Annotated in this window: 21 protein-coding genes; 17 read left to right on the top strand and 4 right to left on the bottom strand. The window is 73.7% G+C overall.

What is annotated here, in order from left to right; all coding sequences use genetic code 11:
- Positions 1–31: 31 nt before the first annotated feature.
- The 4 genes from alr (at position 32) to ACWD4U_RS00910 (ending at position 3,238) form a co-directional block, all read left to right on the top strand.
- Positions 32–1,216 (top strand): alanine racemase, encoded by a 1,185-nt coding sequence (alr, locus tag ACWD4U_RS00925; RefSeq protein ID WP_363459866.1) that lies wholly within the window; start codon positions 32–34, stop codon positions 1,214–1,216.
- Positions 1,216–2,391: an alpha/beta fold hydrolase gene (locus ACWD4U_RS00920; protein WP_363459865.1), complete on the top strand. Its 1,176-nt coding sequence runs from the start codon at positions 1,216–1,218 to the stop codon at positions 2,389–2,391. The genes alr and ACWD4U_RS00920 overlap by 1 nt, the downstream gene beginning before the upstream one ends.
- A gap of 61 nt (positions 2,392–2,452) precedes the next feature.
- Positions 2,453–2,962 carry a tRNA (adenosine(37)-N6)-threonylcarbamoyltransferase complex ATPase subunit type 1 TsaE gene (tsaE, locus tag ACWD4U_RS00915; RefSeq protein WP_363459864.1) on the top strand — a complete coding sequence of 170 codons (510 nt, stop codon included), beginning with the start codon at positions 2,453–2,455 and terminating at the stop codon, positions 2,960–2,962.
- Between the two features lie 102 nt (positions 2,963–3,064).
- Positions 3,065–3,238, top strand: a complete 174-nt coding sequence (locus tag ACWD4U_RS00910; RefSeq protein ID WP_449787056.1) for a hypothetical protein — start codon at positions 3,065–3,067, stop codon at positions 3,236–3,238.
- A gap of 29 nt (positions 3,239–3,267) precedes the next feature.
- Here ACWD4U_RS00910 and ACWD4U_RS00905 read toward each other — a convergent pair whose 3' ends face one another.
- Entirely contained in the window at positions 3,268–3,837 is a 570-nt protein-coding gene (locus tag ACWD4U_RS00905; protein ID WP_363459863.1) for a hypothetical protein, read from the bottom strand.
- Positions 3,838–3,971: 134 nt separating this feature from the next.
- On the opposite strand from ACWD4U_RS00905, the gene tsaB reads away from it, so the two are divergent.
- The 5 genes from tsaB (at position 3,972) to ACWD4U_RS00880 (ending at position 7,418) form a co-directional block, all read left to right on the top strand.
- Positions 3,972–4,619 (top strand): tRNA (adenosine(37)-N6)-threonylcarbamoyltransferase complex dimerization subunit type 1 TsaB, encoded by a 648-nt coding sequence (gene tsaB / locus ACWD4U_RS00900; protein WP_363459862.1) that lies wholly within the window; start codon positions 3,972–3,974, stop codon positions 4,617–4,619.
- A 36-nt stretch (positions 4,620–4,655) separates the two neighbouring features.
- A complete protein-coding gene (rimI, locus tag ACWD4U_RS00895) occupies positions 4,656–5,126 on the top strand; it encodes a ribosomal protein S18-alanine N-acetyltransferase (protein WP_363459861.1) in 471 nt (156 codons plus the stop codon).
- On the top strand, positions 5,119–6,213 hold the full coding sequence (tsaD, locus tag ACWD4U_RS00890) for a tRNA (adenosine(37)-N6)-threonylcarbamoyltransferase complex transferase subunit TsaD (protein ID WP_363459860.1): 1,095 nt from the start codon (positions 5,119–5,121) through the stop codon (positions 6,211–6,213). Before rimI ends, tsaD begins: the two co-directional genes overlap by 8 nt.
- A complete protein-coding gene (locus ACWD4U_RS00885; protein ID WP_363459859.1) occupies positions 6,210–6,470 on the top strand; it encodes a hypothetical protein in 261 nt (86 codons plus the stop codon). The genes tsaD and ACWD4U_RS00885 overlap by 4 nt, the downstream gene beginning before the upstream one ends.
- 69 nt (positions 6,471–6,539) lie before the next feature.
- Entirely contained in the window at positions 6,540–7,418 is an 879-nt protein-coding gene (locus tag ACWD4U_RS00880) for a polysaccharide deacetylase family protein (protein ID WP_363459858.1), read from the top strand.
- Here ACWD4U_RS00880 and ACWD4U_RS00875 read toward each other — a convergent pair.
- Together ACWD4U_RS00875 and ACWD4U_RS00870 are read right to left on the bottom strand one after the other, a co-directional pair.
- Positions 7,394–8,572, bottom strand: coding sequence for a class I SAM-dependent methyltransferase (locus tag ACWD4U_RS00875; protein WP_363459857.1), 1,179 nt, complete (start codon positions 8,570–8,572; stop codon positions 7,394–7,396). The two genes, ACWD4U_RS00880 and ACWD4U_RS00875, sit on opposite strands and share 25 nt — an antisense overlap.
- 21 nt (positions 8,573–8,593) lie before the next feature.
- A complete protein-coding gene (locus tag ACWD4U_RS00870) occupies positions 8,594–8,968 on the bottom strand; it encodes a DUF6234 family protein (protein WP_363459856.1) in 375 nt (124 codons plus the stop codon).
- A gap of 265 nt (positions 8,969–9,233) precedes the next feature.
- On the opposite strand from ACWD4U_RS00870, the gene groES reads away from it, so the two are divergent.
- The 3 genes from groES to ACWD4U_RS00855 all read left to right on the top strand — a co-directional run bounded on the left by groES (position 9,234) and on the right by ACWD4U_RS00855 (position 12,445).
- Positions 9,234–9,539 carry a co-chaperone GroES gene (groES, locus tag ACWD4U_RS00865; protein WP_014136232.1) on the top strand — a complete coding sequence of 102 codons (306 nt, stop codon included), beginning with the start codon at positions 9,234–9,236 and terminating at the stop codon, positions 9,537–9,539.
- 100 nt (positions 9,540–9,639) lie between these two features.
- On the top strand, positions 9,640–11,274 hold the full coding sequence (groL, locus tag ACWD4U_RS00860; RefSeq protein WP_363459855.1) for a chaperonin GroEL: 1,635 nt from the start codon (positions 9,640–9,642) through the stop codon (positions 11,272–11,274).
- A gap of 169 nt (positions 11,275–11,443) precedes the next feature.
- On the top strand, positions 11,444–12,445 hold the full coding sequence (locus ACWD4U_RS00855) for a LysR family transcriptional regulator (RefSeq protein WP_363459854.1): 1,002 nt from the start codon (positions 11,444–11,446) through the stop codon (positions 12,443–12,445).
- 175 nt (positions 12,446–12,620) lie between these two features.
- On the opposite strand, the gene ACWD4U_RS00850 is transcribed toward ACWD4U_RS00855, so the two are convergent.
- The gene (locus tag ACWD4U_RS00850) at positions 12,621–12,947 is read right to left on the bottom strand and encodes a WhiB family transcriptional regulator (RefSeq protein WP_363459853.1); all 327 of its coding nucleotides are present in this window, start codon (positions 12,945–12,947) and stop codon (positions 12,621–12,623) included.
- Positions 12,948–13,483: 536 nt separating this feature from the next.
- Between ACWD4U_RS00850 and ACWD4U_RS00845 the strand changes: the two genes are divergently transcribed.
- The 5 genes from ACWD4U_RS00845 (at position 13,484) to ACWD4U_RS00825 (ending at position 20,182) form a co-directional block, all read left to right on the top strand.
- Positions 13,484–14,095 carry a response regulator transcription factor gene (locus ACWD4U_RS00845; protein ID WP_014136228.1) on the top strand — a complete coding sequence of 204 codons (612 nt, stop codon included), beginning with the start codon at positions 13,484–13,486 and terminating at the stop codon, positions 14,093–14,095.
- A 199-nt stretch (positions 14,096–14,294) separates the two neighbouring features.
- Positions 14,295–15,041, top strand: a complete 747-nt coding sequence (gene shbA, locus ACWD4U_RS00840; RefSeq protein WP_363459852.1) for an RNA polymerase sigma factor ShbA — start codon at positions 14,295–14,297, stop codon at positions 15,039–15,041.
- 257 nt (positions 15,042–15,298) lie between these two features.
- The gene (guaB, locus tag ACWD4U_RS00835; protein ID WP_363459851.1) at positions 15,299–16,801 is read left to right on the top strand and encodes an IMP dehydrogenase; all 1,503 of its coding nucleotides are present in this window, start codon (positions 15,299–15,301) and stop codon (positions 16,799–16,801) included.
- A 173-nt stretch (positions 16,802–16,974) separates the two neighbouring features.
- The gene (locus ACWD4U_RS00830; protein WP_363459850.1) at positions 16,975–18,093 is read left to right on the top strand and encodes a GuaB3 family IMP dehydrogenase-related protein; all 1,119 of its coding nucleotides are present in this window, start codon (positions 16,975–16,977) and stop codon (positions 18,091–18,093) included.
- 436 nt (positions 18,094–18,529) lie between these two features.
- Complete coding sequence (locus ACWD4U_RS00825; protein WP_363459849.1) at positions 18,530–20,182, top strand: serine/threonine-protein kinase; 1,653 nt, start codon at positions 18,530–18,532, stop codon at positions 20,180–20,182.
- The last annotated feature ends 114 nt before the right edge of the window (positions 20,183–20,296 follow it).

The raw sequence follows: 20,296 nt of genomic DNA, 5'->3' as shown, positions 1-20,296 counted from the left end.
GAGCGGCGGGTGTCTGGGAGACTGATACGCGATGACGACTGCGAACACCACCGGGACGCCCGCGCTGACCCAGGGGGTCCGCGCCGAGGCGACCGTCGACCTGGAAGCCCTGCGTGACAACCTCGCCGCGCTGCGGGCCCGGACCGGCGGCCCCGAACTGATGGCCGTGGTCAAGGCGGATGCCTACGGCCACGGCGCGGTTCGGTGTGCCCGCGAGGCGGTCGCGGCCGGCGCCGGCTGGCTCGGCACCGCCACGCCCGAGGAGGCGCTGGCGCTGCGGGCCGCGGGGATCGGGCCGGAGCAGGCCCGCGTGCTGTGCTGGCTGTGGACGCCGGGCGGCCCGTGGGCGCAGGCGCTGCGCGAGTCCGTCGACATCTCGATCAGCGGCCGGTGGGCGCTGGACGAGCTGCTCGCCGCCGTCCGGGAGACCGGTGTCCCGGCCCGGGTCCACCTCAAGGCCGACACCGGCCTGGGCCGCAACGGCTGCCAGCCGCACGACTGGCCCGACCTGGTCGACGCCGCGGTCAAGGCGCAGGCCGACGGGTTGCTGCGGGTGGTCGGCGTGTGGTCGCACTTCGCCGCCGCCGACGAGCCCGGCCACCCGTCGATCCAGGCCCAACTGGACTCCTTCGCCCAGGCGCTGGCCTTCGCCGAGCGCTCCGGCGTGGACCCCGAGGTGCGGCACCTGGCCAACTCCCCGGCGACCCTGCTGCTGCCGCAGTCGCACTACGACCTGGTCCGCCCGGGCCTGGCCATGTACGGCCTGTCCCCGGTGCCGGACCTCGGCGGGCCCGCCGACTTCGGGCTGCGGCCGGTGATGTCGCTGTCCGCCCGGCTCGCCCTGGTGAAGCGGGTGCCCGGCGGCCACGGCGTCTCGTACGGCCACCACTACACCACCGCCGGGCCGACCACCCTGGGCCTGGTCCCGCTCGGCTACGCGGACGGCGTGCCGCGGCACGCCAGCAACACCGGGCCGGTGCAGATCGGCTCGACCTGGTACCGGGTGGCCGGCCGGGTCGCGATGGACCAGTTCGTGGTCGACCTCGGCGGGGACACCCCCGACGTCGGCGAGGAGGTCCTGCTGTTCGGTTCCGGCGAGCGGGGCGAGCCCACCGCCGAGGACTGGGCCCGGGCCTGCGGCACCATCGCGTACGAGATCATCACGCGGATCGGCGGCCGGGTGCCGCGCCGCTACGTCGGCGGAGTCGGTGCCTGATGGCCGGTGAGTCGTCCGCGTCCTCCGGGGTGTCCCGGGCCGGGCTGATCGGCATCTCGCTGGGCGTGCTCGCCGCGGGCGCGGCGGCCGGTGTGGCCATAGAGCGGCTGACGGTGGGTCGGGCGATGCGCCGCCGGGCCCGCGAGGAGCTCGACGCGGCCGCGCCGTTCGGCTCGCTGCGCGGCACCCCGCGGCGGGTGACGGCGGCGGACGGCACCCAGCTGTACACCGAGGTCGACGAGGCCGACGGGCCCAGCCCGCTGACCGTGGTGTTCTGCCACGGCTACTGCCTGAACCAGGACAGCTGGCACTTCCAGCGCGCCGCCCTGCGCGGCCGGCTGCGGATGGTCTTCTGGGACCAGCGCAGCCACGGCCGCTCCGAGCGCTCCCGCTCGTACCTGGACGGCGAGCCCGCCTCGATCGACCAGCTCGGCGGCGACCTCAAGGCGGTGCTGGACGCGGTGGTCCCCGAGGGTCCGGTGGTGCTGGTCGGCCACTCGATGGGCGGGATGACCGTGATGGCGCTGGCCGCGCAGCACCCCGAGCTGTTCGCGTCGGACGGCCGGGTCGCCGGGGTCGCGCTGGTGGGCACCCTCGCGGGCGGCTGGGACTCGGTGACGCTGGGCCTGCCGGCCGCCGGGGCGCGGGTGGTGAAGCGGGTCGCACCCGGCGTGGTGCGCCTGCTGGGCCGTCAGGTCGAGCTGGTGGAGGCGACCCGGCGGTGGGGTTCGGACGTCGCCGCGGTGTTCTACCGGCGGTTCTCGTTCGGCGGCAAGGACGTCGACCCGGCGGTGGCCCGGTTCGCCGAGCAGTTGCTGGACGCCACCCCGATCGACGTGGTCGCCGAGTTCTACCCGGCGTTCTCGCTGCACGACAAGCAGGGCGCGCTGGCCGCACTCGACGGGCTGCCCGCCCTGGTGCTGGCCGGCACCCGGGACCTGCTGACCCCGCCCGAGTACAGCGAGGCGATCGCCGCGGCGCTGCCGGACTCCCGGCTGGTGCTGGCCCCGGAGACCGGGCACCTGGTGATGCTGGAGCGCCCCGAGCTGGTCGACCACGAACTGGCGGCGCTGCTGGAGCGGGCCGCCGAGTACGCCGGGACCGGCCCGCTGCCCGAGCGGGTGCGGGAGTTGGCGCAGGAGCCGGCCGCGGAGCCGGAGCCGGAGCAGGGCTGAGCGGGCGTCCGGCCGGGGTGTGTCACCGTAGGGGTGGCCGCAACGATCGAAGAAGGACGCCATGGGTTCGCAGACCACTCTGACCGTCGCCACCGCGGAGCGGATGACCACGCTCGGCCGGGACCTCGCCGGGCTGCTGCGCCCCGGTGACCTGGTGCTGCTCTCCGGCGAGCTGGGCGCGGGCAAGACCACGCTGACCCGCGGCCTCGGCGAGGGCCTCGGGGTGCGCGGCGCGGTGACCTCGCCGACCTTCGTGATCGCCCGGGTGCACCCCTCGCTGACCGGCGGCCCCGCGCTGGTGCACGTCGACGCGTATCGGCTCGGCGGCGGTCTGGAGGAGATGGAGGACCTCGACCTGGACGTGTCGCTGTCCGAGTCGGTGATCGTGGTCGAGTGGGGCGAGGGCAAGGTCGAGGAGCTGTCCGAGGACCGGCTGGAGATCCGGATCGAACGCACCCTCGGCGGGGCCGACGTGGACCTGGTCGGGGAGTCGGACGGCCGCCGGGTCACCCTCACCGGGCTGGGCGTCCGCTGGGACGACGCGGATCTCACCGGATTGGGTGACAGCTGACCCCGGTTCCCGACAGGGTGTCGGCATCCTGTTGCGGCGGGCGGCGCGGGCGTGATGGGATGGCGGCAGCAGGTTAGGTATGCCTAACTAGGGAGGCGCCCCATGGCGAGCACCACCCCCCGGAACACCCCGCGCCCCGAACAGCCGCCGGCCCGGCCCGAGGAACGGGCCCCGCGCCCCGAGCCGCGCCCCGACGCCGTCCCGATGCGGGCGCTACTGGCGTCCTGCCGGGCCGCCGAGGCGGTCTCCACCCCACCGGAGCGCGACGCCGCCTGAGCCGGCCCCGGCCCGCGGGTGCCTCCCGGTCAGGGGACGACGACCACCCGCGTGCCGTTCGGCGCGAAGTCCCACAGGGTCTGGCCGTCCGCCTTGGCGACCCGCAGGCCGCCGGTCTTGACGGTCGGGTCGGCGGACGGCGCGGGCGCGCCCTCGTCCACCAGCGCGCTGAAGCCGAAGGTGGTGCCGGCCTGCTGGGCGAACCGCACCACGTGCTCGACCGCCCGCTTGTCGGTGCCGGTGCCCGAGGCGGTGCGGCTGTAGACGGTGTACGAGCCGGGCGCGGGCTGCGCGGTGCCGGGCGTCGCCTTGAACGCGGCCACCACCGGCGCGGGCTTCTTCGGGTCGACCAGCCAGACCTGACGGTCCTTCACGGAATACACCACCCGCAGCCCGGCGCCGGAGTCCGCGGGCACCGGCGGAACGCTCGCCGAGGGGCCGGGCGACGGGGCGGCGGACGCGGCCGGGGAGCTCGCGGCGGGTGTGGCGGCGACCGCCCGGGAGGGGGCGCCGTTCGCCTGGAACGCCAGCAGCCCGATCACCGCCATGGCCCCCAGGGTCAGCCCGCCGACCACCACACCAGGACCCAGCTTCGCCACGTCAGCTCCTCACGGTCGCCACCACCCGTACCGGCACCCCATCGTGCCAGGTCCGCCACGCCGTTCCGGGTTCTTCCGATCGTGTGTTCACGGCCGGTGCGGGCACCCGCGCCGGACCCTCTAACCTTGAACCCGTGCTCCTCCTCGCCTTCGACACCGCCACCCCCGCCGTCACCGCCGCCGTCCACGACGGCGAGCGGGTGCTCGCCGAGTCCTACGAGGTCGACGCGCGGCGGCACGGGGAACTGCTGCTGCCCACCATCGCCGCCGTGCTGCGCACCGCGGGCGTGGACAAGCGGCAGCTCACCGCCCTGGCGGTCGGCGTCGGCCCCGGCCCGTACACCGGCCTGCGGGTCGGCCTGGTGACCGCCGCCGCGCTCGGCGACGCGCTGGGCCTGCCGGTGCACGGCGTCTGCACGCTCGACGCGATCGCCCACCAGGCGCGCCGCGAGGGCGTCGACGGCCCGTTCACGGTGGCCACCGACGCCCGCCGCAAGGAGGTCTACTGGGCCTCCTACGACGCGGCCGGCGCCCGGGTCTCCGGCCCGTCGGTGGACCGCCCCGCCGAGATCGAACCCGGCGAGCGGACGGTCGGCGCCGGCGCCCTGCTGTACGCACTCCCGCAGGCGAGCGGCCCCGAGCACGTCTCGGCGGGCGCGCTGGCGGACTTCGCGGTGCGCGAGCTGGCGGCTGGGCGCGAGCTGCTGCCGAACACCCCGCTGTACCTGCGGCGGCCGGACGCGCAGGTGCCCGCGGGGTACAAGGCGGTGCTTCCGGCGTGAACGGCTGCGTCCGTGGCTAAGTACACGCTGCGTCCCATGCGGTGGTGGGACATCGAGCCCGTCATGGCGCTGGAGCACCTGCTGTTCCCCGAGGACGCCTGGTCGCGCGGGATGTACTGGTCGGAGCTGGCCGAGGCGTACCCCGGCGGGAGCCGGCACTACGTGGTGGCGGTCGACGACGGCGACGCCGTGGTCGGGTACGCGGGGCTGATGGCGGTCGGGGCGGACGCCGACGTGCAGACCATCGCGGTGGACACCGGCCACCAGGGCGCGGGACTCGGGGGAGTGCTGCTGGCCGAGCTGGTCGCGGAGTCGGTCCGGCGCGGCTGTGCGGAGCTGCTGCTGGAGGTGCGGGTGGACAACCTGCGCGCCCAGCGGCTGTACGAGCGGTTCGGGTTCGAGCCGGTCGGGATCCGGCGGGGCTACTACCAGCCCGCCAACGTGGACGCACTGGTGATGCGTCTGGACCACCTGGCAAGCGATCTGAAGGACCATCAGAATGGCTGACGAACCTCTCGTCCTCGGCATCGAGACCTCCTGCGACGAGACCGGCGTCGGCATCGTCCGCGGCACCACGCTGCTCGCCGACGCGGTCGCCTCGAGCGTCAACGACCACGCGCGGTTCGGCGGCGTCGTCCCGGAGATCGCCAGCCGGGCGCACCTGGAGGCGATGATCCCGACCATCCGGCGGGCGCTGGACACCGCCGGGGTGAAGGCGAGCGACCTGGACGGCATCGCGGTGACCGCGGGCCCGGGCCTGGCCGGGGCGCTGCTGGTCGGCGTGAGCGCCGCCAAGGCGTACGCCTGGGCGCTGGACAAGCCGCTGTACGGGGTGAACCACCTGGCCTCGCACATCTGCGTGGACCAGCTGGAGCACGGCCGGCTGCCCGAGCCGACGATGGCGCTGCTGGTCTCCGGCGGGCACTCCTCGCTGCTGCTCAGCGGGGACATCACCTCCGACGTCCGCCCGCTGGGCTCGACCATCGACGACGCGGCGGGCGAGGCCTTCGACAAGGTGGCCCGGGTGCTCGGGCTGGGCTTCCCCGGCGGGCCGGTGGTGGACCGGATGGCCCGCGAGGGCGACGGGAAGGCGATCGCGTTCCCGCGCGGGCTGAACAACGCGGGCGACCCCGCGTACGACTTCTCGTTCTCCGGCCTGAAGACCGCCGTGGCGCGCTGGGTGGAGGCCAAGCGGCGGGCCGGCGAGCCGGTGCCGGTGGCGGACGTGGCGGCGTCGTTCCAGGAGGCGGTCACCGACGTGCTGACCCGCAAGGCCGTCCGGGCCTGCAAGGACAACGACGTCGACCACCTGATGATCGGCGGCGGCGTGGCCGCCAACTCGCGGCTGCGCGAGATGGCGCAGCAGCGCTGCGACAAGGCGGGCATCGTGCTGCGGGTGCCGCGGCCGGGCCTGTGCACCGACAACGGCGCGATGGTGGCGGCGCTCGGCGCGGAGATGGTGTGGCGCAACCGCACCCCGTCCGCCTTCGACCTGTCGGCGGACTCCTCGCTGCCGGTCACCGAGACGCACGTGCCGGGCGCGGACACCGGGCACGGCGACTTCCACGCGCACGCCCACGAGGCGCTGAAGTGACCCTGGCGGCGATGTGGGAGGCCCGCGCCGCCGACGGCCGCGGGGCCGAACTGCACGCCTGGGCACGGGCGGTGGCGCTGCCGGCGGTGCGCGGTGCGGCCGGCCTGGAGCGGGTCGAGCTGTTCACCGCCCCCGGCGAGCGGGTGCTGCTGATCGCGCTGTGGGAGGGCGAGCCGCAGCCGGTCCCGGAGCCGCCCGCCGGGCTGCTCGCCCGTCCGGTGCACCACTGGACCTTCACCCGCACCGATGCCGGGTAGGCAACCGCGGAACCGGTACCGTCGTCCTGAACATCGACACGCGTGTAGAGGAAGAGCGAGGGGACACCGGTGACGAAGAGGGCCCGGATCGGGTACGGGGCGGGGGCGCTCGCCGTCCTGCTGGCGGCGAGCGGGTGCGGCGGCTCCGCTCCGGCCGGGCACCAGTCCGCTCCCGCGCCGTCCGCCGCCGCGTCCTCGGACGCACCCAGCGCCGGCGCGCCGTCAGGCGCCGCCCAGGACGCGGTCGGTGACGCCGCGTGGGCGAAGTGGGGCCTCAAGCCGATGGCCAAGGCGCCCGCCCCGCCCGCCGACAAGCCGATCAAGCTGGCCAAGACGGGCACGGTGCCGGTCTTCAGCACCGTCCCCACCGGCGACAAGGTCGTCTTCATCACCATCGACGACGGGGCCGAGAAGGACCCCAAGTTCGTCCAGATGCTGACCGACCTGAAGGTGCCGATCACGATGTTCCTGACCAAGGACATCGTCAAGGGCGACTACGGCTACTTCAAGCCGCTGCAGGCGCTCGGCAACAGCATCCAGAACCACACCGTCACCCACCCCGTGATGAGCAAGCTCAGCCCGGACAAGCAGAAGACCGAGGTCTGCGACGACCAGGCCGCGCTCACCCAGCAGTACGGCACCGCCCCGTTCCTGTTCCGCCCGCCGTTCGGCGACGGCGCGCACACCCCCTCGCTGAACACCGCCGTCCAGCAGTGCGGTCCGCGCGCCATCGTGCTCTGGCAGGAGTCGATGCAGATCCACGACATGCAGTACCAGGGCGAGAAGAAGCTCAAGAACGGCGACATCATCCTCGCCCACTTCCGCGGCCCCTCCGAGCTGAAGGGCGAGACCATGACCCAGATGTTCGGCGAGATGCTCGCCCGCATCCAGGAGCAGGGCTTCGCGGTGGCCCGGCTCGACGACTACATCGCCAAGCCCACCGGCTGACCCAGCATCATCACCGGGCCGTTCGGCGTGCGGGACAGGATCACCGTCACCTCGTTCGGCCCGGACGGCTTCAGCTGCCGGCGCAGCTCCTCCGGCGTGATCGCCATCCCGCGCTTCTTGATCACCACGGTGCCGACCCGGCGCTCCCGCAGCAGCGCCTTGAGCTTCTTCACGTGGTACGGCAGGACGTCGGTCAGCTCGTAGGCGTGCGCGTACGGGGTCGGCCGCAACTCGTCCGAGGTGACGTAGGCGATCATCGGGTCGATCAGCCGCCCGCCGGTCCAGACGGCCACCTCCGCGACCATCCGGGCCCGGATCACCGCCCCGTCCGGCTCGTACAGGTAGCGGCCCACCGGCCCGACCTCCGGGTCCGGCAGCACCCCGCCGGTGTGCGAGTGGCCGCCGGGCAGCAGCGTCGCCCGGTACGGCGCGGCGGGCGCGGCGCCGAACCACAGCACCGCCTCCTTCACCTCGCCGTGGTCGGAGACCCACTCCGCCTCCGCGCCGTCCGGCACCAGCTCGTGCGGGATCCCCGGCGCCACCTTCAACGCCCCGAACGGCGCGCAGCGGGCCGCCTCGACCGCCCACGACAGCGGCGGGCTGTACGCCTCGGGGTCGAACACCCGGCCGCGCGCGGTGCGCCGCGCCGGATCGGTGAACACCGCGTCGTAGCCCGCGACGTCGACGTCCGCGACGTCCGCGCAGCGCACCTCCACCAGCTCCGCCACGCCGAGCGCCGCCGCGTTCGCGCTCGCCACCGCGCAGGTCAGCTCGTCCCGGTCCACCGCCAGCACCGCGATCCCCGCCCGGGCCAGCGCGATCGCGTCGCCGCCGATCCCGCAGCACAGGTCCGCCAGCCGCTTCACCCCCAGCGCGGCGAACCGCCCCGCCCGCCACTCGGCGACGCTGCGCCGGGTCGCCTGCTCCACCCCGTGCTGGGTGAAGTACATCGACGCGGCGTCCGCGCCGAACTTCGCCGCCGCCCGCTGCCGCAGCCGCGCCTGCTCGAACGCCGCCCGCACCAGTTCGGCCGGGTAGTCCCGGCGCAGCCGGGTCGCCAGGGCCAGCTCCTCGGCCGCCGAGAACTCCCGCAGTTCGGCCAGCAGCGCCTGCCCCTGCTCGGTCAGCAGCGCCCGGAACGATTCGATCTCCACCCCCTCATTCTCGCCGCCCGGTCACCCGCCGGTCGCCGAGCAGTCCGAGCCGCTGTAGCAGGGCTGGTACCCGCTCGGCAGCGGCCGCGGCTCCTCGTGCCGGTGGTCGTACGCGGACCCGGCGGCGGCCAGCGCCAGCACCGCGGCCAGCAGCAGCGCCTGCGCCACCGCCGTCACGCGCAGCCCGCCGCGCCAGGTCAGCACCGCCGCCACCACCGGCACGACCGCGCAGCCGAGCAGCACCGGCACCAGGTCGTACGGCTGTGCGGCGGAGCCGTCGAGGCTCCCGTCGGCGAAGGCGGCGCGCAGCAGCAGCGCCGCGCCCGCGGCGGCCTCCAGGCAGAGCAGGCCGAGCAGGGTGAGCAGGTCGACGGCGATCGGTGCGCGGCGAGTCATGTCGGGAGTCTGGCGACGCTCGGCCCCGGGCGCCTGAGTACCCGGGCTCAGACGGCCCGGAAACCCGCGCCCTTCCGAAACTCGCGCGCGACGCGTTGGCACTCTGGTTGACTGAGTGCTAACGGCGTCCTATGGTCGTTCCTGGCACTCCCCCCAGGGTGAGTGCTAACGCGATGAAGCGTGGCTGACCCCCGCGACGGCAGTTCGCGCGCCATCGCCACCTACCTGATAGACAACCCCGTAATCTCCGAAGGGGAGCTCGGACGTGACCACCAGCAGCAAGGTTGCCATCAAGCCGCTCGAGGACCGCATCGTGGTCCAGCCGCTCGACGCCGAGACCACCACCGCCTCCGGCCTGGTGATCCCGGACACCGCCAAGGAGAAGCCCCAGGAGGGCGTCGTCCTGGCCGTCGGCCCGGGTCGCTTCGAGGACGGCCAGCGTCTGCCGCTCGACGTCGCCGTCGGTGACATCGTCCTGTACTCGAAGTACGGCGGCACCGAGGTCAAGTACCAGGGCGAGGAGTACCTGGTCCTCTCGGCTCGCGACGTTCTCGCCATCATCGAGAAGTAAGACGTCCCAGCCCCGCCCCGGATCCGTGTCAGCACTGACAGGGGCCCGGGGCGCGGCTTTTGCTCCACGTACGCAGACCTACCCCTGAGGAAACGGGATCATGGCGAAGACCCTGCAGTTCGACGAGGACGCCCGCCGCTCGCTGGAGCGCGGCGTCAACAAGCTGGCCGACACCGTCAAGGTGACGATCGGCCCCAAGGGCCGCAACGTCGTCATCGACAAGAAGTTCGGCGCCCCCACCATCACCAACGACGGTGTGACCATCGCCCGCGAGGTCGAGCTCGACGACCCGTACGAGAACCTCGGCGCGCAGCTGGTCAAGGAGGTCGCCACCAAGACCAACGACGTCGCGGGCGACGGCACCACCACCGCCACCGTGCTCGCCCAGGCCCTGGTCAACGAGGGCCTGCGCAACGTCGCCGCCGGCGCCGGCCCGGCCGCCCTGAAGAAGGGCATCGACAAGGCCGTCGCCGCCGTCACCGAGCACCTGCTCTCGATCGCCCGCGAGATCGAGGGCAAGGACGACGTCGCCGCCGTCGCCTCCCTCTCCGCCCAGGACGCCCAGGTCGGCGAGCTGATCGCCGAGGCGATCGACAAGGTCGGCAAGGACGGTGTGATCACCGTCGAGGAGTCCAACACCTTCGGCGTCGAGCTCGAGTTCACCGAGGGCATGCAGTTCGACAAGGGCTACCTGTCGCCGTACTTCGTCACCGACGCGGAGCGCCAGGAAGCCGTCCTGGAGGACCCGTACATCCTCATCACCCAGGGCAAGATCTCCAGCATCCAGGAGCTCCTGCCGCTGCTGGAGAAGGTCCTGCAGGTCGGCGGCTCGCGCCCGCTGCTGATCATCGCCGAGGACGTCGACGGCGAGGCCCTCTCCACCCTGGTGGTCAACAAGATCCGCGGCACCTTCAACGCGGTCGCGGTCAAGGCCCCCGGCTTCGGTGACCGCCGCAAGGCCATCCTCGGCGACATCGCCACCCTCACCGGCGGCGAGGTCGTCTCCGAGGAGGTCGGCCTCAAGCTCGACCAGGTCGGCCTGGAGGTGCTCGGCACCGCCCGCCGCGTCACCGTCACCAAGGACGAGACCATCGTCGTCGACGGCGCCGGCGACTCCGCCGCCGTGGCCGGCCGGGTCGCCCAGATCAAGGCCGAGATCGCCAACACCGACTCCGACTGGGACCGCGAGAAGCTCCAGGAGCGCCTCGCGAAGCTGGCCGGCGGCGTCTGCGTCATCAAGGTCGGCGCGGCCACCGAGGTCGAGCTCAAGGAGCGCAAGCACCGTCTCGAGGACGCCATCTCCGCGACCCGCGCCGCGGTCGAGGAGGGCATCGTCGCCGGCGGTGGCGCCTCCCTGGTGCACGCCGCCAAGGTCCTGGAGGACGGCCTCGGCCTGACCGGCGACGAGGCCACCGGTGTCTCCGTCGTCCGCAAGGCGCTCGCCGAGCCGCTGCGCTGGATCGCCCAGAACGCCGGCCTCGAGGGTTACGTCATCACCCACAAGGTCGCCGAGCTGGACGCCGGCTTCGGCTACAACGCGGCCACCGGCGAGTACGGCGACCTGCTGAAGGCCGGCGTCATCGACCCGGTCAAGGTCACCCGCTCCGCCCTGGAGAACGCGGCCTCCATCGCCTCCCTGCTGCTCACCACCGAGACCCTCGTGGTGGAGAAGAAGGAAGAGGAGGCCGACAACGGCCACGGCCACTCGCACGGCGGGCACGGCCACAGCCACTGACACCAGCCGATAGGCAGGTAGGCAACCACCAGGGGCGCGAGGAACCGCGCGACCGGCCGGGCACTCTCGTAGTGCGCGGCCGGGAGCGCAGCCACCTCGCGCCCTTCGTGCTGTCCCGCGGTTCCTCGCGCCGCGGTCGCGCCCGTCCGCGCTCGCTACCCTGGACCCCGTGATCGAGGCCCGTCATCTCCGCGTCCTGCGCGCCGTCGCCGACACCGGTTCCTTCTCCGCCGCCGCGCGCGAACTGGGGTGCACCCAGCCGGCGGTGAGCCAGCAGATGAAGGCGCTGGAGAAGGCGGTGGACACCCCGCTGGTGGTGCGCTCCGGGCGGGAGATGCAGCTGAGCGAGGCCGGGCGGGTGCTGCTGAAGCACGCCACCGGGATCCTCGCGGGACTGTCCGCCGCCGAGGAGGAGGTCGCGGCGATCGCCGGGCTGCGGGCCGGACGGGTCCGGCTGGTGTCCTTCCCGACGGCCAGCTCGACGCTGGTGCCGCGCTCGGTCGCCCGGCTGCGGACGGCCCACCCGGGGGTGCGGGTCTCGCTGGTCGAGGCGGAGCCGCCGCAGTCGCTGGCGATGCTGCGCGGCGGCGAGTGCGAGGTGGCGCTGGCATTCCGGTACCCGGACTCGCAGGGCGGGCTGAGCCTGCCGTCCCCGCACGCGACGCTGCGCGAGGCGCGGGCCGAGGCGACCCTGGAGGCGGCCGCCGCCGCGGCGGCCAACGACTGGTCGGACCTGGTGGTGCGCCCGCTGCTGGACGACCCGCTGGTCGGGCTGGTGCCGGCCGGGCACCCGCTGGCCGGGCGGGGCGAGGAGCGGCCGGTGGACCTGGCCGAGCTGGCCGGGGAGCAGTGGATCGCGGGCTGTCCGCAGTGCCGCGGCCACCTGGTCGAACTCTGCGGCGACGCCGGCTTCGCACCGGCCATCGACTTCGCCACCGACGACTACCCGGCGGTGGTCGGCCTGGTCGGTGCGGGCCTCGGGGTGGCGGTGCTCCCCGGGCTGGCGCTGGAGTCGGTGCGGCACCCGGGGGTGGCGGCCGTCCCGGTGCGGGTGGCGTCGGGGGAGCCGGCGCGGCGCGAGGTGGTGGCGCTGACCCTGCCGGACCTGGCGCAGGTTCCGGCGGTGGCGCTGATGCTGGACCAGCTCGCGGGGGCGGCCGCCGCCCGCTGAGGGCCGCCGCCCGCCCGTGCACGCGGCGCCTGCGGGACGGCGGCGCTGCGCGTGCGGAGGATCGTTTCTGCACACCCGGGGCCGCGGCGGGGGACACGCCCGGCGGCCGGGCATCGGTGAATCGGTCGGACCGGGTGGGCCGGTCGGGTCGAGCGGCTCGGTCGGGTCGGGCGGATCAGCGGCGGATGGTCTGCGGCATGGCGAGCGGGACCTCGACCAGCCGGTTGCGGGAGCGCCCGAGCAGCTCCTCGCGTTCGTCCTCGGTCAGCCCGCCCCACACGCCGTACGGCTCGCGGACGGCCAGGGCGTGGGCGGCGCACTGGGCGCGCACCGGGCAGCGCATGCAGACCTCCTTCGCGCTCGCCTCCCGGGAGGTCCGGGCGGCTCCCCGCTCGCCTTCCGGGTGGAAGAACAGCGAGCTGTCCACGCCGCGGCAGGCGGCGGAGAGCTGCCAGTCCCAGAGGTCTGCGTTGGGGCCGGGGAGGCGGGAGAAATCTGCCATGGCTCATTCCCTTCAAAGGCTCGGGACCTGGCGGCTCTGCTGCGGGTTGCGGCGGCGAGGCTGCACGGGGCCGGTACGGACACCTGGAAATATGACTTACGCCAACTACCAGGACAAGTCACCCACACACCGACACAACAGTCAATGACCTGACAGATGCTATAAAAACGGACAAACGGGGCAAGAGGTTTGAAGCCGTACGCTGCGTCGATCGGGTGTCCGGCGGGGCGTGGACCGTCACGGAAGGGCGCGCACGGCGCGGGCACCGCGCGCGAGCTGCACGAAAGTGCGGCGTGTGCACCGCGAGGTGGCTCTTGTGTGATGGGTCGGCCACGTACAGTGGTGGAGATGGACCTGAAGCCGTAACTCATTCGAGTGACGGTCGTTGGATGTACGGAGGCGGTTAAAGGGCGCTGGACATCGGGAACGATCGCGGAGCCAGGCGATCGGAACGGGGTCCGACCCGGGGCCGTGTCGGAGAGGTTCGTACCAGCCAGGAGGCTCAACGTGACGCGGATCTGCTGCGGAGGACGGTCATGACATCCGTACTCGTCTGCGACGATTCCCCGCTCGCCCGGGAAGCGCTTCGCCGTGCGGTGGCGACCGTGCCCGGCGTCGACCGGGTGACCACTGCGACGAACGGTGAGGAGGTCCTCCGCCGCTGGGTGGCCGACCGTTCCGATCTCGTTCTGATGGATGTCCGGATGCCCGGCCTCGGCGGGGTGGAGACGGTTCGCCGGCTGCTCTCGGCCGACCCGGGTGCGCGGATCATCATGCTCACCGTCGCCGAGGACCTGGACGGCGTGGCCCTCGCGGTCGCCGCCGGGGCCCGCGGCTACCTGCACAAGGACGCCTCGCGCGCCGAACTGCGGGCCACCGTCACCCAGGCGCTGGCCGACCCGACCTGGCGGCTCGCCCCGCGCCGGCTGCGCAGTCCGGACATGGGCGCCGCGCCGACGCTGACGGCCCGTGAGATCCAGGTGCTGGAGGGCATGAGCCACGGCCGCTCCAACGCGGAGATCGGCCGGGAGCTGTTCCTCTCCGAGGACACCGTGAAGACGCACGCCAGGCGGCTGTTCAAGAAGCTCGGCGCCTCGGACCGCGCGCACGCGGTGGCCCTGGGCTTCCGCTGGGGCCTGGTCCGCTGAGCGGCCGGGATTTCGAACTGCGCTCGCTCGGACGTGTGACGTTGTGGTCCCGAGGCTGCACCATGGAGTAGTGGAGCACCTCGGGGACCAACGGACAGGCAGGGGAGGCGGCACGGTGCACGCGGCGACGCATAACGTTCCGATGCACAAGTCCGGACGCGGTGCCGCGTTTTCCGGTCCGACCAGGCACCATGGACCGATGCGTGACGACGAGGCAGCCGCCGGGACCGAGCCGGCACAGCCCGCCCCCGGGGGCGGGGCTGCCGATCCGTCGTACACCCCGGATGCCGGGGACTCGCCCCCACCGGACGCCGGACGCCGGGACTCTGACGATCCGCCGGTCGGCGCAGTGCGCCCGCCGGTGCTCGGCAGCGGCGCCTCGCCGGAGGTGGCGGACCTGGTCGCCGCCGCGGCACGCGGGGACGGCCGGGCGATCGAGGCGCTGCTCGCCTACGTGCTGCCGCTGGCGCTGCGGTACTGCCGCGGCCGGCTGGTCCGGCTGCCGGGCGGGGCCCGGCACCACGTGGACGACGTGGCGCAGGAGGTGTGCGTCGCGGTGCTGTGCGCGCTGCCGCGGTACCGGGACACCGGCCGCCCGTTCGAGGCCTTCGTGTACGGGATCGCCGCGCACAAGATCGCCGATCTGCAGCGCGCCGCGATGCGCGGGCCCGGCTCGACGGTGATCCCGCCGGACGACCTGCCGGAGACGCCGGACGACTCGCTCGGTCCGGAGGAGCGGGCGCTGCTGTCCAGCGACGCGGCGTGGATCAAGGAGCTGCTGTCCAACCTGCCGGCCCGGCAGCGCGAGCTGGTGCTGCTGCGGGTGGCGGACGGGCTGTCCGCGGAGGAGACCGGCGAGGTGCTGGGGATGTCCCCGGGCGCGGTGCGGGTCGCCCAGCACCGGGCGCTGTCGCGGTTGCGGGCGCTGGCGGAGGAGTCCGGCTAGTCCGGGGGCCGTCGTCGTCGCCGGGGCGTTTCCTGGTCGGCGGGCGGAAGAAGCGCGGGGGCGTGCGCGTTGTCAAGAGGGCGCGACGAGTTGCCCCGCGTCACCAGTACCATGGGGTATCGGCGCCTGGTCGGGTCGCCAAAGTTTCGTTGGCGTGCGCGGGGTTCCCCTGGAGGTTCCTCCGAACGCCGGGCGTCTTGGCGGCCGAGAGCCGGATGCCCGTGCGCAGAACGACGGCCCGCCACGGAAGGTTCCCCATGTCTTACAACGCCGCCGGCGTCCCCGAGAAGTTCGCGATGCTCGGACTCACGTACGACGACGTCCTGCTGCTGCCCGGGGCCTCCGAGGTGCTCCCCAACCAGGTCGACACCTCCTCCCGGATCTCCCGGAACGTACGGGTGAACATCCCGCTGCTGTCGGCGGCGATGGACAAGGTCACCGAGTCCCGGATGGCGATCGCGATGGCCCGGCAGGGCGGCGTCGGCGTCCTGCACCGCAACCTGTCGATCGAGGACCAGGTCAACCAGGTCGACCTGGTGAAGCGTTCCGAGTCCGGCATGGTGACCGACCCGATCACGGTCGGCCCGGACGCCACGCTGGCCGACGCCGACGCGCTGTGCGCGCGGTTCCGGATCTCCGGCGTCCCGGTGGCCTCCGCGGAGGGCAAGCTGCTGGGCATCGTCACCAACCGCGACATGGCGTTCGAGACCGACCGCAGCCGCAAGGTCGCCGAGATCATGACCCCGATGCCGCTGATCACCGGCAAGGTCGGGATCTCCGGCGAGGACGCGATGGCGCTGCTGCGCCGCCACAAGATCGAGAAGCTGCCGCTGGTCGACGACGAGGGCCGGATCAAGGGCCTGATCACCGTCAAGGACTTCGTCAAGGCGGAGAAGTACCCGAACGCCGCGAAGGACGCCGAGGGCCGGCTGCTGGTGGGCGCCGCGGTCGGTGCCTCCGCCGAGGCCTTCGACCGCGCCCAGGCGCTGGTCGGCGCGGGCGTGGACTTCCTGGTCGTCGACACCTCGCACGGGCACTCGCACAACGCGCTGGCGTGGATCTCCAAGATCAGGGCCGCGGTGCCGGTGGACGTCATCGGCGGCAACGTCGCCACCCGGGACGGCGCGCAGGCGCTGATCGACGCGGGCGTGGACGGCGTGAAGGTCGGTGTCGGCCCCGGCTCGATCTGCACCACCCGCGTGGTCGCCGGCGTCGGCGTGCCGCAGGTGACGGCGATCTGGGAGGCCTCGCAGGCCTGTCAGGACGCGGGCGTGCCGATCATCGGCGACGGCGGCCTGCAGTACTCGGGCGACATCGGCAAGGCGCTGGCCGCCGGCGCGGACACCGTGATGCTGGGCTCGCTGCTGGCCGGCTGCGAGGAGTCGCCGGGCGAGCTGCTGTTCATCAACGGCAAGCAGTTCAAGTCGTACCGCGGCATGGGTTCGCTGGGCGCCATGCAGTCCCGCGGCCAGGCGAAGTCCTTCTCCAAGGACCGCTACTTCCAGGCCGACGTCTCCTCCGACGAGAAGCTGATCGCCGAGGGCATCGAGGGCCAGGTGCCCTACCGCGGCCCGCTGTCCGCGGTGCTGTTCCAGCTGGTCGGCGGTCTGCGGCAGACCATGGGCTACGTGGGCGCGGCGAGCATCGACGAGATGCAGACCAAGGGCCGGTTCGTCCGGATCACCTCGGCGGGTCTCAAGGAGAGCCACCCGCACGACATCCAGATGACGGTCGAGGCGCCGAACTACAACGGCCGGTAAGGCTTTCGGGAATCCGCCCGGGCCGCAGGGGACTGCGGGCCGGGCGGATTCCGCTGTCCGGGGACGGGCGACGCGCGCGGTGCGTGCGCCCCTGACGGGGCGCCGGGGGCGGTGCGGGATACTTGTGCGGCCGGGGTGACCCGGTTGGAGATGAAGCAGCAGAAGGGCTCGAAGTGACTGAGATCGAGATCGGGCGAGGCAAGCGCGGGCGCCGGGCGTACTCCTTCGACGACATCGCCGTCGTCCCCAGCCGCCGTACGCGCGACCCGAAGGAGGTCTCGATCGCCTGGCAGATCGACGCCTACCGGTTCGAACTGCCGTTCCTCGCCGCGCCGATGGACAGCGTGGTGTCGCCGCAGCAGGCCATCGAGATCGGGCGGCTCGGCGGCCTCGGCGTGCTGAACCTCGAGGGGCTCTGGACCCGCTACGAGGACCCGCGGCCGCTGCTGGAGGAGATCGCCGCGCTCAAGGACGAGGCGGCGGCGACCCGGCGGCTGCAGGAGATCTACGCGGAGCCGATCAAGGCGGAGCTGATCAAGGAGCGGATCAAGGAGGTCCGTGACTCGGGCGTGGTGACCGCGGCGGCGCTGTCGCCGCAGCGGACCGCCGAGTTCTCCAAGGTCGTGGTGGACGCCGGGGTCGACGTGTTCGTGATCCGCGGGACCACGGTCTCCGCCGAGCACGTCTCCGGCGCCGCGGAGCCGCTCAACCTGAAGCAGTTCATCTACGAGCTGGACGTGCCGGTGATCGTCGGCGGCTGCGCCACCTACACCGCGGCGCTGCACCTGATGCGCACCGGCGCGGCGGGCGTGCTGGTCGGCTTCGGCGGCGGCGCGGCGCACACCACCCGCGGCGTGCTGGGCATCCAGGTGCCGATGGCGACCGCGGTGGCGGACGTGGCGGCGGCCCGCCGGGACTACATGGACGAGTCCGGCGGCCGGTACGTGCACGTGATCGCGGACGGCGGCGTCGGCTACAGCGGCGACATCCCGAAGGCGGTCGCCTGCGGTGCGGACGCGGTGATGATCGGCGCCGCGCTGGCCCGGGCCACCGACGCGCCCGGCCGCGGCTACCACTGGGGCATGGAGGCCGTCCACGACGAGCTGCCGCGCGGCAAGCGGGTCGACCTGGGCACCGTCGGCACCACCGAGGAGATCCTCACCGGCCCGTCGCACACCCCCGACGGCACCATGAACCTCTTCGGCGCCCTGCGCCGCGCGATGGCCACCACCGGCTACACCGAGCTCAAGGAGTTCCAGCGCGTCGAGGTGACGGTCAACCCCGCCCGCTGACCCCCGCACCCGACGAAGGGCCCCGCCGCGATCCCGCGCCGGGGCCCTTCGCGTGTCGGGGCGTCAGGCGCGGGCGCCTGGGGCGGGCCACAGTTGGCCGAAGAACGGGGCCGGGTGGCCGGTGCGCGGCGGGAGGCTCCGCGGGGCAGGCGGAGGTTTGCGGTCGCACGACCGGGCCGGGCGTGGGTTCTCGGGCCGGCGGACGAGTGCCGGTGCGGCGGGGCGGAGGTGATGCCGGGTCAGGTGGACGGCGGGTGCCGGTGGGGTGGGTGGGGGTGGTGGGGTGGGTGGGAGTGGGGGCGGGTGGCTTCGGGGTGGGGGGACAGGGGATGATGGGGGCTTGGCGTTCGGGGGGACCGCCGGGTGGGCCGACGTGTCGTCAGGGCCCGGTCGGGATGGGCGCCGGGGGCCGCAACATGATGGGGAGAGCGCACCGATGACGCAGCCGCAGGAGTCGACGGGACGTCTGCTGGCGGACCGCTACCGGCTCGACGGGGTGCTCGGACGCGGTGGCATGGGCACCGTCTGGCGGGCCGAGGACGAGATGCTGGGCCGGATCGTCGCGGTGAAGGAACTGCGGATGACCGGGGCCGTCGACGAGGCGGAGAAGCACCGGCTGATCGTCCGCACGATGCGCGAGGCCAAGGCCACCGCGCGGATCCGGCACACCGCCGCGGTCACCGTCTTCGACGTGGTCGAGGAGGACGGGCGGCCGTGGATCGTGATGGAGCTGGTCGACGGGCGCTCGCTGGCCGACGTGGTCCGTGAGGACGGGGTGCTCGGCCCGGCGCGGGCCGCCGCGATCGGCCTCGACCTGCTCGGGGTGCTCGGCGCCGCGCACGCCCAGGGCGTGCTGCACCGCGACGTGAAGCCGTCGAACGTGCTGATCGGCGAGGACGGGCGGACCGTGCTCACCGACTTCGGCATCGCCTCGGTGGAGGGCGACACCTCGATCACCTCGACCGGGATGCTGGTCGGCGCGCCGTCGTACATAGCCCCCGAGCGGGCCCGCGGCCAGCGGCCCGGACCGCCGTCCGACCTGTGGTCGCTCGGCGGGACGCTGTACGCGATGGTCGAGGGCGTGCCGCCGTACGACCGGGGCTCGGCGCTGGCCACGCTCACCGCGGTGATGACCGAGGAGCTGCCTCCGGCGAAGAACGCCGGGCCGCTGGCGCCGGTGATCGAGGGCCTGCTGGAGAAGGACCCGGCGAAGCGGATGGACGCGGACGCGGCGCGGGCGCTGCTGACGCGGATCGTGGCGGGCGAGGCGGCCGCCGAGGCCGCGCCGGCCGTGGTGCCGCAGGCGCCGGTCGAGGCGGCGACCGAGATGCTGCCGGTGGGTGCGGAGACGACCGTGCTGGCGCGGCTGCGCGGCGCCCTCGCCGGGCGGCGGCGCACCGTGCTGGCGGGCGCGGCGGTGCTGACGGTGCTGGCGCTGGTGGCGGCGCTGCTGGCGCTGTGGCCGCGCGACCACGCGGGCGGGGCGCGGGCGGACGCGGCGTCCAGCCCGCCCGCGGCGCCGGCATCCGCTTCGGGGTCCGCGCCGGCCCCGGCCCCGCCGCAGACCTCCGTGGCGCCGCAGGCCTCCGCGTCGGCGGGTGGCGCGGAGCAGCCCGCGGCGGCGCTGACGCCGGGTCAGCTGCCGGCCGGGTTCACCACGTTCACCGACCCGTCGGGGTTCACCATCGCGCTGCCGGACTGGATGACCGACCAGGGGCACGACTACCGGTCGACCAGCCGGCGCTTCGAGGGGCGGGGGCTGCGGCTGGTGGTGGACTGGCAGTCGCCGGCCGGGTCGAGCGCGCTGAAGGACTGGCAGGACGCGGACCGCTCCGCGACGATGAGCGGCTACCAGCGGATCCGGGTCGAGTCGGTGACGTACCGCGGGTGGAGCAACGCCGCGGACTGGGAGTGGACCTACAACGGCAAGACCGGCACCCTGCTGCACTCGCTGAACCGCGGCTTCGTGACCGGTAACGGCAAGTACGGGTACGCGATCTACTGGACCATGCCGGAGTCGGTGTGGTCGGCGCCTGACGGGTCGTTGGCCCGCCGGATCTCCTTCGACAGCTTCCAGCCCGCGCCGTAGCCGCCGGGCGGTGACCGCCGGGCCGAACTCGCCGGGTTCGGCCCGGCGGTTGCGTTTTGGCGTACCGGCAGGTCGTCGGGCGGGTGGCGGGCCGTAGTCTGTCGGGACGACGGC

Source organism: Kitasatospora sp. NPDC002522 (genome assembly GCF_053595195.1).
This window is presented reverse-complemented; position numbering and strand designations above follow the sequence as displayed.

What these genes read in the sequence shown, in the direction of transcription:
- tsaE (WP_363459864.1), top strand. Translation starts at nt 2,453, where the DNA reads ATGGGTTCGCAGACCACTCTGACCGTCGCCACCGCGGAGCGGATGACC.
- rimI (WP_363459861.1), top strand. Translation starts at nt 4,656, where the DNA reads ATGCGGTGGTGGGACATCGAGCCCGTCATGGCGCTGGAGCACCTGCTG.
- ACWD4U_RS00845 (WP_014136228.1), top strand. Translation starts at nt 13,484, where the DNA reads ATGACATCCGTACTCGTCTGCGACGATTCCCCGCTCGCCCGGGAAGCG.
- guaB (WP_363459851.1), top strand. Translation starts at nt 15,299, where the DNA reads ATGTCTTACAACGCCGCCGGCGTCCCCGAGAAGTTCGCGATGCTCGGA.
- shbA (WP_363459852.1), top strand. Translation starts at nt 14,295, where the DNA reads ATGCGTGACGACGAGGCAGCCGCCGGGACCGAGCCGGCACAGCCCGCC.
- ACWD4U_RS00920 (WP_363459865.1), top strand. Translation starts at nt 1,216, where the DNA reads ATGGCCGGTGAGTCGTCCGCGTCCTCCGGGGTGTCCCGGGCCGGGCTG.
- ACWD4U_RS00870 (WP_363459856.1), bottom strand. Translation starts at nt 8,968, where the DNA reads ATGACTCGCCGCGCACCGATCGCCGTCGACCTGCTCACCCTGCTCGGC.
- alr (WP_363459866.1), top strand. Translation starts at nt 32, where the DNA reads ATGACGACTGCGAACACCACCGGGACGCCCGCGCTGACCCAGGGGGTC.
- ACWD4U_RS00825 (WP_363459849.1), top strand. Translation starts at nt 18,530, where the DNA reads ATGACGCAGCCGCAGGAGTCGACGGGACGTCTGCTGGCGGACCGCTAC.
- ACWD4U_RS00850 (WP_363459853.1), bottom strand. Translation starts at nt 12,947, where the DNA reads ATGGCAGATTTCTCCCGCCTCCCCGGCCCCAACGCAGACCTCTGGGAC.
- groL (WP_363459855.1), top strand. Translation starts at nt 9,640, where the DNA reads ATGGCGAAGACCCTGCAGTTCGACGAGGACGCCCGCCGCTCGCTGGAG.
- ACWD4U_RS00910 (WP_449787056.1), top strand. Translation starts at nt 3,065, where the DNA reads ATGGCGAGCACCACCCCCCGGAACACCCCGCGCCCCGAACAGCCGCCG.
- tsaD (WP_363459860.1), top strand. Translation starts at nt 5,119, where the DNA reads ATGGCTGACGAACCTCTCGTCCTCGGCATCGAGACCTCCTGCGACGAG.